Here is a 13,086-nt window from a genome sequence, read left to right on the forward strand (position 1 = left end):
AGACAAAATATCGTCTATATAGTTTACATTAAGGAGGTAAAAAAATGAAAAGAATTTTAGTTTTACTTGTAGTTTTATTTTCTATTGGATTTTCCAAAGATCTTATTGAATCGGGAAAAGAAGCTTACGATAAAGGTGACTACCAAAAAGCTGCTGAGCTTTATCAAAAGGCTTGTGATGGGGGAGATGCTGGGGGTTGCTATAATTTAGGGGTTTTATACTACAACGGTCAAGGTGTAAATCAAGATTACCAAAAAGAAGCCCAGCTTTATCAAAAAGCTTGTGATGGGGGAAATGCTGGGGGTTGCTCTAACTTAGGGCTTTTATACGCACAAGGCCAAGGTGTAAATCAAAATTACCAAAAAGCTGCCCAGCTATTTCAAAAAGCTTGTGATAGTGGAGAGGCTTTTAGTTGCTCTAGATTAGGGGTTTTATACGGAAACGGTCAAGGTGTAAGGCAGAATTACCAAAAAGCAACCCAGCTTTATCAAAAAACAGCCCAGCTTTATCAAAAAGCTTGTGATAGTGGAAATGCTAATGGTTGCTTAGAATTAGGGCTTTCATACAAACTCGGTGAAGGTGTAAAACAAGATTACCAAAAAGCTGCTGAGCTACTTCAAAAAGCTTGTGATAGTGGAGAGGCTTCGGGTTGCTGGGCCTTAGGTTATTTATACAAAAACGGTGAAGGTATAAAACAAAGTTTTTCCACTGCAAAACAATATTATGGCAAGGCTTGTGATTTAGGACTTCAGTCAGGATGTGATAAATACAGAAAGCTAAACGAAATACAGAAAGCTATGCGAAAAAGGCTATTAAAAATTAATTAGCATGAGATGTTCTTTTCTATTGTTAGACAACTACGAGACGCTTTTAAAAGAAGAATGGAATCCGACCTAGGTGGTTGGTAAAAAATTTAAGTAGCCTACAAATTTTATTGTAGGCCATTACTTTCAAAGGAATTGAAAATGATAACTAGCATAAACGGACTTAGCAACACACCGATACAAGACAACACTATCCAAAAAGAAAATATACCTAAAGATACCAAAGATGATGAAAAGGCCAAAATAGAAGCTTTATGGTATAGTCCAGTTGGAAAGAGCATAAAAGAGATTATTGACATAGACGAAAATGAAGATAATTGGGTTGCAAAAACGATAAGCAAAATAGATAATATGCTTTCTAAGCGTTACAATACCGAACAAGATCGCAACGCCATGTCGATGAAACAGCCAAAAACTTTAGAAGAAGCAAAAGATCAAGTCCTTATAATGTATTCTGATATATTAAGGGAAAACTCTGTTGACGGCAAGCCAACCATGATGGGCAAACTAATAGGTCTTGGCACAAAAGAAGAGGAGGCTGACCTAAGAGTATTTATGGACAGCATGTCTTCTCTTTACCCAAATGAAAACAAGGAGTCGCTTAGCCTTTTAAGCAGAACTGATCTAAGCATAGATGAATTTAAAACATTATTTGCCAAAGCAAGAGAGAAAGCAACAAAAGATGTCGAAGAACAAAGAAAGCAGATAATCAAAGAAGAGCAAGAATACAATGAAAATTTTGCTAAAGAGCAAAACGAGAAGAAATTTAAACCTATGCAGGTTAAAAAGAAGTATGAGACCTATGATATAAACAAGGATCAAAAATTTCTCTATGCAAGAGAGCTTTTAAATTTTAAAGAAAAAAGAGGCATAGACGTTTTAGAGCTTATGCAAAAGATAGACAAGAAGCAAATTTTAAATAAGATGGCTTGATGGATAAAGCAGAACGCGAGGATCATTCTCTGCCTTGTCATAGGATGACTTAGCAGTGGCTTGTGCTAGATATAAAAATGAATTTAAACCTTTTTATCGACAACCTTTTTACCATTTTCTTCAAGCTTTTGCATGATACGAAGCACATCGATACCTCGTTCTCTCTCAAGCTCTTGAAGCTTAAGTAAAAACGAAAATTTCTCATCCTTAGTAATGTCATAAGTTTCAGTGTTTTTGCTTTCAGCTTGGATAGGAGTAAATTTTTTCTCTTTGGTGTCGTCTTTTTCTTCTTCAACGCTCTCTATATCTTGAATGCCCTTTTCATTTATCTCTTTTAGTATATTGACAGCATTTTTAGCATCTTCGCCAGATAAAGTTATATTAAACCGCTCTTTTAGTGCATATTTAGCCCACTCTTCTTTAAACTCATCAACGCTCATATCACTATCAAGCAGATCAACAGTCCTTGAGTTTTGCATAAATAGTAGCTGGCGATTGCCACGATATTCATTTAAAAATTCATTTACAGTGTATGGGGTATCTCTTAAAATTTTTGGCTTATCATTGTCTGGTTTTGCTTGCTGACCTTGTATATACTCTACAAACAAACCCTTACTTTCATTTATGAAATTTTTAAGATCTGATAGCTGCTCGCTTGTAAAATCAGGATCATAGCCTCTAAGCTTTCCTATGATAGTGACTTTTGCTTCATCTCCCTTTGTAAAGCCAGATAGCGGATATATGTGCCTATCATAAGCCGCAGCTTGAGCTTTTCTATCAAGCCTTGCATATTTAGGAAAGCTCATACCATATCCCATATTGTTATCAAGGATCTCGTTTATATCGTTAAATTTAAACCCCATCTCACTAGCTATATGCTCTCTAGACAGATAAGGATATGGTGAGCTAGAAATTTGCATTTTACTATCCTTAGTAAGTTTTAAACTACTCAACTATTTTTCAAAATTTGTTTGAGTGAAAATTCCTTAGTTGGTAAATCGACCTTTTAACAATTTAGTTTATATATGACTTCTCTCTACACAAAATGCTCCCCTGTTGATAAAAATTTTTCGGCACAACTTTTGCTTACTCTTTGAAGCTAAATTTCAAGGAGTAAGCTATGAAAGTTTCAGGGAGCTCCATCTTAACAAAACAGCATTACCAAAAACAGACAAAAAGCGAAGGCTTTGCAAATTTCTTACCTAACACTCCAAATATAAATTCGATCAGCCAAGCCACTATTCCTAAAAATGACTTTGTTTCATCTAGCAGTATCGACTCTCTTTATCAGGCCAAATTTACTTCACAAGAGGGCTATGGATATAGTGTAGATGCTAAAGGATTTATGGGGGCTGACTTTAACAAAGCAGCAGGTCTGCCACAGGACTTTAAAATCCACAAAAGCACACTTGATGCGATATTGCTACACAATCAAAAACACCCAAACTTTACAACTATTTTAATGGATACAAGAAAGGATAATGCTCTGTTTGGAGAGGATAGCTTTGCAAATATTGATCTAGCAGACACAATAAAGCAATACTATAAAATTTTTGATCAAATTTCAGCTGGAGTGATCAGTAAGGGTAAAGAATTTTACTCAGCCGAGGACCTAGCAAAGATGCCAAAGGGCTACTTTTCAAAAGATAAAAAAATAGAGCATGTTGAATACCTAATGGGTAGGATGACTAGCGATGAGCTAGATGGACTAACCGATAGAAGCAATGAAAAGATAACTCATATCTTTAGAACAGCCCAAGATGCAGACGATGCACGTAAGCTAATAAATGATCTAAGTGATATAAATGTAGAAGTCAATGGAAATTTCCTTGACTTCTCTCCAGAAGTTATGACAACTGAGCATACTATCCCTTATATGTGGGTTAGTAGTGCTGGATATGACTTCAAGCCTGATATGTCCGTATATGATAGCGAACAAGGCTATACAAAGGAGCAAATCTTTGTGGCATTTTTGAAAAACGAGCAAGGTCTTGTGCTACAAGGTGGCACAACAAGGATAACCGACGAGGCTCTTAGTGTGTATAAAAACTATGAAATAATTACAAAACAAGATAGAAGTGAGATAGGCATACCAAAGGCTTATTATGATGAGATACTATCTGGCAAAAAAGATCTAAAAGATATACTAGCTAGGATTTTAAAGCTTAGAAATTTAGAGCTTAAAAAAGATCACACGCTTGAGGGGCTAGCAAGCAAGATAATGGATGTTTTAAAAGAATTTGATGAGAGGACGAAGGTAAAAGCCTAAAGTCCGTCAAGTAAAATTTTATAAAGGCGGTTTATCTCATCGTCATTTAGCTCGATCGTGCTTTTTGTATCAAATAAATTTTTGATCTTGCTAGCGTCAAATTCGCTCCTATCAAGGCAGTGCTTGTGAGAGGGCAAAAAGCCACGAGTTAGGCATAGCTCGCTTTCTATCTCCTCGTCGCAGATAAAGCACTCAAGCTCGCTGTGAAGCCTGCCTTCAAACTCTAAAATTTTGACGTAGCTTTCGATGATAAGGCGTTTTGGATTTTGCAGCTGCATCTGTTTGGCACAGCGATCAAGCTCGTTAAAGTAAATTTCATCGAGCTGCTCGACCTCTTTTAGATGATCGTAAAGTAGGCGCATGAACTGCTGCCAAATGATGAGCTTGTCGCGCTCTAGCAGCCACTTAAAGCCAAGATGAAGTATGTTTCTAAGCTTTGGTAGAAATTTCGCCTCTTGCTCGAGCTCAAAGTCGATCTTGTAGCCAGTCATGATGTTTGAGTGCCGTGCGCCAAAAAATCTATATGACTTTACGAGCAAATTTGGCGTTAGCACAAAGACTAAAAGGTCCTCGTCTCTGACCTTTTGCACGCGCAGGATGTAGCCTTGCATCTAGGCAAAAAACTCCCTTATGCGCTCTCTCATCGCTGCCATATCTTTGATAAAATTTACATCGTTTCTAAAGGTTGTTGCGCCGTCTATGCCCTTGCTGTATTGGTGGAGATGCTTTCTAAATATGCAAAGTCCGTGCTCGCCGTAGTGTTCGATCATAGCGTCAAAGTGAGCTAGGATGATCTTTTGTTTTAACGCCTTATCCACGCTACTTTTGGTCTTTATCTCATGAAATATCCAAGGATTGCCGATGCTTGCTCTGCCGATCATTAGGGCGTCGCACTTTGTGAAATTTAAAATTTCATCTGCATTTTGTGCGTTTATATCGCCGTTTGCAACGACTGGGATTTTTACGCTTGCCTTTACTCTTGCGATCGCTTCGTAATCAACCTTTGCAGTGTATCCACCGGCTCTGGTGCGACCATGCACTGCGATGTAGTTTGCGCCAGCTTCTTCGCAGGCTTTTGCGATTTTCTCTTCATTTTTTTCGTTAAAGCCAAGTCTAAATTTAACGCTTAGGCTCTCTTTGTTTGAGACGCTTTTTATGGCTTCGATTATGCTTTGAAGTTTGTCTAGATCGTTTAACAAAGCCGATCCTGCGCCTTGTCTAACGACCTTTGGCACAGGGCAGCCGCAGTTTAGATCGATCCCATAAATTCCATCAAATTTATTGACTATCTGCACGGCTTTTTTTAAATTTTCTACGTCGCTACCAGCTATTTGGACGACGTAGGGCTCTTCGTTTAGGGACTTTTTAAGCATTTCAAGGGTTTTGTCACTGCTCTCATAGACCAGAGCATTTGCGCTGATCATCTCACTAACAGTGACGTCGCAGCCAAATTTCTTGACGACGCTTCGTAACGGCAGGTCAGAAAAGCCAGCAAGTGGCGCTAAGAAAAGTGGCTTTTTACTAAAGTCTATCATTTAAAAAATAGCGAGCTAGGCACCATTTTGCCGTTATCTCGCAAAAATAGTAAAACCTTTATCTCTTTAAACTCATCAGGGTCGCTGCCCTCGATAGCTTCTCTTACTTTATCAAGCATCTGAAGCTCAAATAGCGCATATACATAGGCTTCATCAGCGTCAGCATGGATGCTTTTTAGCTTCTCAAAGATGCCGATAAATGCGTCTGGTTTTAGTTTATTTTTAAGCATTATAGCTGCTTTGTCGTATTGTGCTTTTGTTACTTTTACATTATTTAAAAGATCGAAAATTTCATCGCTACTTAGGTCGATCTCATCATTTACAAAACGCATGATAATGGTCATTATATCTTCGCTTGCCAGCTCTGGATCGATTTTTTTTATCTCGCTAAATGAAGCTGTTTTTATGAGCTTATCGAAGGCTGCCTTTTTAAGGCTATCGTTTTGCTCTTGATTTTTAAGCACATCAAGATAGTAAGTAGGCAGCTGCTCGATCTTGTTTAGCTCGTTTAGGATGTTTAGCTTGCTATCTTTTGCTAGTCTAAATTTCTTTAGATCGACGATCTCTTTGTTTTTTATGCTTTTTATGGTTTGTAAGATATTGTTTATCTCGCCGTCATCAACACCAACATCTTTAAGCTCGCCTACTGGTGAGATAGAGCGTGTGAGCTGTGAGGCGATCTTGTAAGTATCGGTTTTGAAGTCTTTGTTGCTCTCAAAGCCAAGAAGCGTCTCTTTTGCAAGGTCTTTGTAGAGTTGGCTATCTTTTTTTATCCATTTTTTATATCTATAAAAGGCGTATCCGTGATATGCGATATGAAGTAGGGCAAGGAGCGCCAAAATGGCTACTGGAAGTGCCACCCAGACAGCTACTGGCAAGGTTATGGCTTGACCTAAGAGCTCAAAGGTGAAGTCTGAACTATTAAGAGAATAGGTAAGTCCTGCAACAACTGCTGTGTAGATGATGCAGTAGACGAGAAATTTTCTGGTTTTCATATTTTCTCCTTAGTTTTTTGCTGTTTTTTCTATTATCTCACGACAAGCTATGCAGTATTTTGCATGCGGTTTTACTTTTAGGCGAGGGACGCCGATCTCCTCTTCGCACATGTCACAAATTCCATAAGTCTTGTTTGCTATCTTCTCAAGCGCCTCGTCGATCTCGTGAAGCTCGGCTCTTTGCTGGGTTGATATAGACTGCTCTATAAGCTGGTCGGTATTTACTGAAGCGATGTCAAATTCATCGCTTACGCCACTATCTCTTAGGCCGCTTACTTCAACTGATGAGTCATAAATATTTTTTTTGATTTGTAATTTTCGCTCTTCAAGTAGTTTTTTGAAAAAATTTAGCTCGTTTTGAGTCATTTTATATTCCTTTATTTGTGATATGGGTGGTTTGCATTGATACAAAGCCCTCTAAAAATTTGCTCAAAAAGTACGAGCTTGGCGACTTTGTGCGCCATAGTCATCTTGCTTAAGCTTACGACTTTTTGTGCCTTGTTTTTTAAATTTTGGCTAAGCCCATAAGCTCCACCTATGAAAAAATTTATCTGTGAATTTGAGTTTAAAATTTGAGCAAATTCTTGGCTGTCTAGCTGTGAGCCATTTTCATCAAGCATCACGCAAAAGCCTTTTAAATTTGGCTCGTAAATTTCATCATAAGCTCTTAGCGCATCGCTTCTACCACTGCTTTGAGCCTTTGCTATCTTTTCATTAAATATTATTTTGTCGTTTATCTTGGCAAATTTTGCACTCATTTTTATATATTCTTGTATCTCGTTTTCAAAATTATCTCGTGATGATTTTTGAATGCTAAAGACCGAAATTTCCAAATTTACCCTTTGGTCTTTATCTTTAGCTCAAAGCCAGCTTCGCTAGGAGTTGTCACTTCGCTTTTAGAGATCATAGCTTTGTTATTTGTAAGAAATTTAACCATATCGCTTATATATTTTTTGTGCTCGCTTCTTGGCACGATATCATCTATAAGACCATGTTCAAGCAAAAACTCAGCTTTTTGAAAGCCCTCTGGAAGATCAGCGCCTATGGTTTGTTTGATGACCCTTTGTCCTGCAAAACCTATTAGCGCGCCAGGTTCAGCGATTATTAGATCTCCAAGCCATGCAAATGATGCACTAACGCCACCCATCGTAGGATCTGTAAGGATAGAAATATATGGTAGTCTTGCTTCATCAAGAAGTTTTAGGGCTGCTGAAGTCTTTGACATCTGCATTAAAGAAAATGTGCTCTCTTGCATCCTAGCGCCACCAGATGCACTTACGATGATTAAGGCTTGGCGTTTTTCGATCGCGCGTTTTATCGCTCTTACGATCTTTTCGCCCTCAACTGAAGCTAGTGAGCCGCCCATAAAGCCAAAGTCAAAAACAACTAGCTGGATCTCTTGTCCGTTGCATTTGCCTTCGCCGCATATCACTGAGCTTGTGTGTCCTGTTTTTTCTTTATTTTCTGCAATTCTTTTTTTGTATGATTTTTTATCGACAAAATTTAAAGGATCAACTGGCTTTAAATTTGCGTCAAATTCTACAAAGCTACCTTCATCGCAGATCAAATTTATGCGATCATCAGCTTTTAATCTCATGTGGTAGCCGCATTTTGGGCATACATTAAAACAAGCTTCAACTTCTTTGTAATACATCAGTGAGTGGCAGTTGTCGCATTTTACCCAGTGTGTAGGTGCTTCTTCTGGACGAGGTTGAGCTTTTCTTATCTTTGAAAAAATGTCTGAGAAATTCATCTTTTTACCCACTTATATTAAAAATTGTGGGATTATATCTAATGTTAGCCTTGCTTTTTCTTATATGACTTAAAGTTTGTTTGTTTGTGGGGGATTTAAGGGGCAAACTAGCCCCTTAAAAGTATCTTATTAGAAGCGTCTTCCGATAGTAAATTCAAAAGTATTTGTATCATCGCCCTCTTTAGGTTTAAGAGCTTTTGCGAAGATTAGTTGAAGTGGTCCGATAGGAGTTATCCACTCGATACCTGTACCAACTGATGATCTTTTTATCTCATTTAGGCTATTTTCGCCGATCATACCATAGTCATAAAATACAACGCCACGCATTTTAACGCGCTCTATTATAGGGAAGCTCATCTCAACTGAGTTGTTAAATGATGTTTCGCCGCCGTATTCATAGTAGTCGCCATTATATTTTACTTTTGGAGATACAGTTCTGCTCTCGTAACCACGTAAGCTTCTTATACCGCCAAGGTAAAGTCTTTCGTTGATCGGAGTATAGCCTCTCTCCCAAATTTTGCCAAAGCTTGCTTTATATCTTAGGATAAGATCGTAGTCGATGTACTCTCTAAGGCCTAGATAGTAGTTGAAATTTGTGCGGTTTTTAACAAAATCCATATCACCACCAAGTCCTGCTATCTCAAATGATGTACTGGCTATGATACCGCGTCTTGGCAAGTAGTAATCATCAGTGCTATTATACGTTAAAGCTGGAGTTATAGCGCTTTTTATAGCCTTGCCTTCTCTATAAATTTCTTTACCTGTGTATCTATTAATATCTCTTAGTTCATCATCTTTTAGAGTAACTTTACTTTGCTCGATATTATAAGTAAGTGATGCGCTTAAATTTCTGGTTAATTTTCTACCTAGTGTTGTGCTAAAGCCGTAGCTTCTCTCTTTATATGTTCTCCAGTCGTAGTCGTTTGCATAGAGTGTTCCGCCAAGGCTATACTCTGAGTCAAAAATTCTTGGATTTGTAAGACTTATCTGACCAGAAAGCTCTCTATCGCTCTTATCAACGCTTACTTGTCCTTGAAGGCCAGAGCCAAAGATGTTTGTGTCTGAAAGTGCAGCGTTTAGTAGCAAGCCATCGCTACTTCCATATCCGATGCCGCCACTTATCGAGCCAGTTGAAGCCTCTTTTACCTTTACTTTTAGATCGACTGTGTTTTTATCAACTGGATCTTCTTCTATCTCGACATCGTCAAAGTAGCTTGTTCTTTTTAATGCATCTTTTGAGTCTTGAAGGTCGGTTCTACTATATAAATTTCCCTCAGTTAGATATAGCTCACGTCTTACGACACGATCAACTGTTCTGTCGTTTCCTGAAATTTGAACATTTCTTATATATACTTTTTCGCCAGGATCAACTTCGTAGTCGATATCAACTGTTTTATTTTCATCAAATTTATCAGTCTTTGGATAGACCTTAACAAATGCATAGCCCTTGTCAGCGACCATATCGTCAAGCTTTTTCATATCTTGGCGAAGTCTTGCTGAGTTCATCGTATCGCCAGCTTCAAGTCTAAAGTCATCTATGATCTTTTTAGTATCAAGTCCTAGCTCTTCAGGTGCTGTGATGCTTACATTTGAAACCTTATAAGGCTCGCCCTCGTGGATGTAGTATGTAAGATCAGCTGTGTAGTTATCAAATGACGCATTTAGGTAAGGTGACGAAACTGTCGCATCTAGATAACCTTTTTGAAAATATTTATCTTGAATCCTTGCTGGGTCGTTTTCAAGCTCAAAAAGTTTAACTTTACCGTCGTTTCTGCCCCAAAGCCAGCCCATAAATTCTCTACTTTTGTTTGCAACTACTGGCTCGATATCATCATAGTCAAACTCTTTTGCACCGACTAAATTTACCTTTTTGATTATCATATTTTCGCCACGGTTGATGTTTAGAGTTATGAAAAGTGAGCTGTCGTTGTCTGCAACTGGCTGTTTTTCTACGTCGACAACTGTGTCAAAATAGCCTTTTGACTCGTAGTACTGGCGAATTCTCTCTTTTGTTTTTTCGATAGTTAGCTCATCATACATATTGCCAGGTTTTATGTTGATTAGCGACTCGATCGCAGTTTTGTCGTTTGTCACAACGCCCTTTAGATCGACTCTGGCCACGCTTGGCTTCTCTTTTACTTTTACTAAAAGATTGCCACTACCTGTATCTTCTATGTAGATATCATCAAAATAATTTTGCTTGTATAAATTTGTGATAGCCTTGTCGCTAAGCTTTGGCGTTAGCTCTTGACCGACTTTTAGCCCCATTATCTGCGTGGCTACATCAGGCGAAAGGTGGATTAGACCTTTGAAATTTATTGACTGAATTGTTTGTGCATTTAGACCGCTTAAAGCTAGTGCTAGTAAAAATAATTTCTTTTTCATTAAATTTAACCTAGAGTTTTAGTATAAGTGCGTATAATATCATATTTTATTTTTAAAAAATTTAAATTTTATAATTTTAAAGGTTTTTTATGAAAATAGGTATCATTGGACTTGGTCTTATGGGTGGCTCGCTTGGTCTTGCACTAAAAGATGAAAAACTAATCTCATGTGTCAGCGGATATGATAAAGATGAAAATCACAGCAAAAAAGCGCTCGAACTTGGCTTGGTGCATGAAATTTTAAGCATCGATGAGATGAAAAAGAAGTGTGACATCATCTTTTTGGCCGTGCCAGTCGAAGCCATCGTGAGCATCGTGCAAAATTTAACTGACATTAGCGAAGATACGACTATCATTGACTTTGGCTCGACCAAACAAAAGATAATAGAAGCCGTGCCAGAAAAAATTCGTAAAAATTTCATCCCAGCTCACCCGATGGCAGGTACTGAGTACTCTGGTCCTGAGGCTGCCTTTAAGTCACTTTACACAGGCGCAACTGTCATAGTTTGCGACTTTGCTGAGAGTGCAGAAAAGCACGTAAAAAGAAGTGTTGAGCTATTTTCTTGCCTTGGCATGAAGATCATTTTCATGAGTGCAAAAGAGCATGATCATCACGTGGGTCTCATCTCGCATCTGCCTCACGCTATTGCATTTTCGCTTGCTAGCGGGATATTAAAAGAAGAGGATAAAAGGCACATCGTTGCACTTGGCGGACCGACATTTAAGGGTATGATACGTGTTGCAAAGAGTTCGCCATTTATGTGGAGCGATATCTTTAAGCAAAATAAGAACAACGTTGTTGCCGCGATAAATATGTTTGAAAAAGAGCTAAATTTATGCAAAGGTCTCATAAAAGATGAGCGCTGGGATGAACTTTTTGACTGGATGAGCGAAGCTAGAGCTGTAAGAGAAATTTTGTAATTAACTAAAAATTTATTGATTATATGTAAAATTTCGCAAATAAAATTTAAGGTAATAATATATGTATAGACGTGGAATAGGTGGTTTTGGCATTGTTGTAGTTTTGCTTGTTTTGATATTAGCTGGTGGCTTTGGTTATGCTTTGATGTCGAAAGACTTTGAGCGAAACGAGCCAATTATCGGCGTTGCTGATAAGGTTTATTGGAACCTTCGCTCGCCTATGAATATCAAATTTAAAGATGATAGCGGCATAAAATTTGTGCGCATTAGCATAAATGACGGCAAAAATGACCTAAATTTACTAAATCAAATCATACAAAATCCAAGCACTGAGCTTGATGTAAATTTAACCTTCCCAAAAACTGGCTTTTTTGCTCAAAAAGATACTTATGAGATGAGCATAGAAGCGGTCGATACTAGCAAATGGGGCTTTTTTACAGGCAATAAAGCAAGCAAAAAAGTTGAAGTCGTGCTTGATACCTCTAAGCCTGATCTTTACGTGCTTTCTCAGTCTTATTCTATCTCAAAAGGCGGTAGCGCAGTTGTTGTCTTTAGAGCGACTGACAATCAGCTAAAAGAGGTCTATGTCCAGACAAATTTTGGTAAGAAATTTAAGGCCGTGCCATTTTACAAAGAGGGCTTTTACGCAGCACTTGTTGCTTGGCCAGTGCAGGTTGAAAACTTTAGCGCTGAGGTCATCGCAAGAGACTTTGCGGGCAATGAGAGCAAATCTCACGTGAGATATTTTTATGAAAATGTAAAATACAAAACTTCAACTATTGCTTTAAATGATAGATTTTTAGATGGAAAGATCGTTGATCTAACAGATCAATATGCCAAAGATCCAAACGCTCTTTCAAGACTTGAGAAGATGAAATTTGTCAATGAAACACTAAGAAACTCAAACGAAGAGAAGATAACAGCACTTACTTCAAACGTTGATACTGACATCACAAACAGCTTTAATATCATCCCATTTTACCCGCTTAGAAATGGCAAAAAAGTAGCTGATTTTGCCGACCACCGCTTCTATACATATAATAACGAGCAAGTAAGTGAGTCATGGCATATGGGTATAGATTTTGCAAGCGTGGCATCAGCTCCGATAATAGCCAGCAATGCAGGTCGCGTTGTGCTAGCATCTGAGAATGGAATTTATGGTTTAAACATTGTGATCGATCATGGATTTGGACTTTATTCACTTTACGGACACTGCTCAAGTGCGAAGGTAAAAGAGGGCGACATGGTTGCTGCTGGCGATCAAATAGGCACAACTGGAACGAGCGGTCTTGCGCTTGGAGATCACCTTCACTTTGGAATTTTGGTCCAAGGCGAAGAGGTAAGGCCTCAACAATGGATGGATAAAAAGTGGATAAAAGACAATGTGACAAGTGTCTTAGATGCCGCAAAGGCGATGATAGATAAGAATTAAATTTGCAAATTTGATTTTTTAGTGCTATCATAAGCGAACA

Annotated in this window: 13 protein-coding genes; 5 read left to right on the forward strand and 8 right to left on the reverse strand. The window is 38.2% G+C overall.

The window, feature by feature from the left end:
* Window positions 1–44: 44 nt before the first annotated feature.
* Window positions 45–827: a tetratricopeptide repeat protein gene (locus CYP84_RS01785; protein WP_103636465.1), complete on the forward strand. Its 783-nt coding sequence runs from the start codon at window positions 45–47 to the stop codon at window positions 825–827.
* Window positions 828–965: 138 nt separating this feature from the next.
* Window positions 966–1,757: a cell surface protein gene (locus CYP84_RS01790; protein ID WP_103636466.1), complete on the forward strand. Its 792-nt coding sequence runs from the start codon at window positions 966–968 to the stop codon at window positions 1,755–1,757.
* An 83-nt stretch (window positions 1,758–1,840) separates the two neighbouring features.
* Here the strand turns inward: CYP84_RS01790 and CYP84_RS01795 are convergent, their stop codons facing one another.
* Window positions 1,841–2,677: a polyribonucleotide nucleotidyltransferase gene (locus tag CYP84_RS01795; protein ID WP_087582280.1), complete on the reverse strand. Its 837-nt coding sequence runs from the start codon at window positions 2,675–2,677 to the stop codon at window positions 1,841–1,843.
* A gap of 200 nt (window positions 2,678–2,877) precedes the next feature.
* Here CYP84_RS01795 and CYP84_RS01800 point away from each other — a divergent pair, with 200 nt between their 5' ends.
* A complete protein-coding gene (locus CYP84_RS01800) occupies window positions 2,878–4,026 on the forward strand; it encodes a Cj0814 family flagellar-dependent secreted protein (protein ID WP_103636467.1) in 1,149 nt (382 codons plus the stop codon).
* Here the strand turns inward: CYP84_RS01800 and recO are convergent.
* The 7 genes from recO to bamA all read right to left on the reverse strand — a co-directional run bounded on the left by recO (window position 4,023) and on the right by bamA (window position 10,694).
* Complete coding sequence (recO, locus tag CYP84_RS01805) at window positions 4,023–4,637, reverse strand: recombination protein RecO (RefSeq protein ID WP_021093131.1); 615 nt, start codon at window positions 4,635–4,637, stop codon at window positions 4,023–4,025. The genes CYP84_RS01800 and recO overlap by 4 nt on opposite strands.
* A complete protein-coding gene (locus CYP84_RS01810; RefSeq protein ID WP_103636468.1) occupies window positions 4,638–5,561 on the reverse strand; it encodes a tRNA dihydrouridine synthase in 924 nt (307 codons plus the stop codon).
* On the reverse strand, window positions 5,558–6,556 hold the full coding sequence (locus tag CYP84_RS01815) for a uroporphyrinogen III synthase HEM4 (RefSeq protein WP_103636469.1): 999 nt from the start codon (window positions 6,554–6,556) through the stop codon (window positions 5,558–5,560). The genes CYP84_RS01810 and CYP84_RS01815 overlap by 4 nt, the downstream gene beginning before the upstream one ends.
* A gap of 9 nt (window positions 6,557–6,565) precedes the next feature.
* Window positions 6,566–6,922, reverse strand: a complete 357-nt coding sequence (dksA, locus tag CYP84_RS01820; RefSeq protein WP_103580980.1) for an RNA polymerase-binding protein DksA — start codon at window positions 6,920–6,922, stop codon at window positions 6,566–6,568.
* Window positions 6,923–6,933: 11 nt separating this feature from the next.
* Complete coding sequence (locus CYP84_RS01825) at window positions 6,934–7,389, reverse strand: 23S rRNA (pseudouridine(1915)-N(3))-methyltransferase RlmH (RefSeq protein WP_009294328.1); 456 nt, start codon at window positions 7,387–7,389, stop codon at window positions 6,934–6,936.
* Window positions 7,390–7,391: 2 nt separating this feature from the next.
* On the reverse strand, window positions 7,392–8,309 hold the full coding sequence (gene accD / locus CYP84_RS01830) for an acetyl-CoA carboxylase, carboxyltransferase subunit beta (RefSeq protein ID WP_103636483.1): 918 nt from the start codon (window positions 8,307–8,309) through the stop codon (window positions 7,392–7,394).
* A 129-nt stretch (window positions 8,310–8,438) separates the two neighbouring features.
* Window positions 8,439–10,694 carry an outer membrane protein assembly factor BamA gene (gene bamA / locus CYP84_RS01835; protein ID WP_103636470.1) on the reverse strand — a complete coding sequence of 752 codons (2,256 nt, stop codon included), beginning with the start codon at window positions 10,692–10,694 and terminating at the stop codon, window positions 8,439–8,441.
* Between the two features lie 89 nt (window positions 10,695–10,783).
* Here bamA and CYP84_RS01840 point away from each other — a divergent pair, with 89 nt between their 5' ends.
* Both CYP84_RS01840 and CYP84_RS01845 read left to right on the forward strand, forming a co-directional pair.
* Window positions 10,784–11,614 carry a prephenate dehydrogenase gene (locus CYP84_RS01840; protein WP_021089629.1) on the forward strand — a complete coding sequence of 277 codons (831 nt, stop codon included), beginning with the start codon at window positions 10,784–10,786 and terminating at the stop codon, window positions 11,612–11,614.
* A gap of 61 nt (window positions 11,615–11,675) precedes the next feature.
* Window positions 11,676–13,046 (forward strand): M23 family metallopeptidase, encoded by a 1,371-nt coding sequence (locus tag CYP84_RS01845; protein ID WP_103578880.1) that lies wholly within the window; start codon window positions 11,676–11,678, stop codon window positions 13,044–13,046.
* Window positions 13,047–13,086 lie beyond the last annotated feature (40 nt).

The organism is Campylobacter concisus (genome assembly GCF_002912425.1).
Lineage (GTDB): Bacteria > Campylobacterota > Campylobacteria > Campylobacterales > Campylobacteraceae > Campylobacter_A > Campylobacter_A concisus_AH.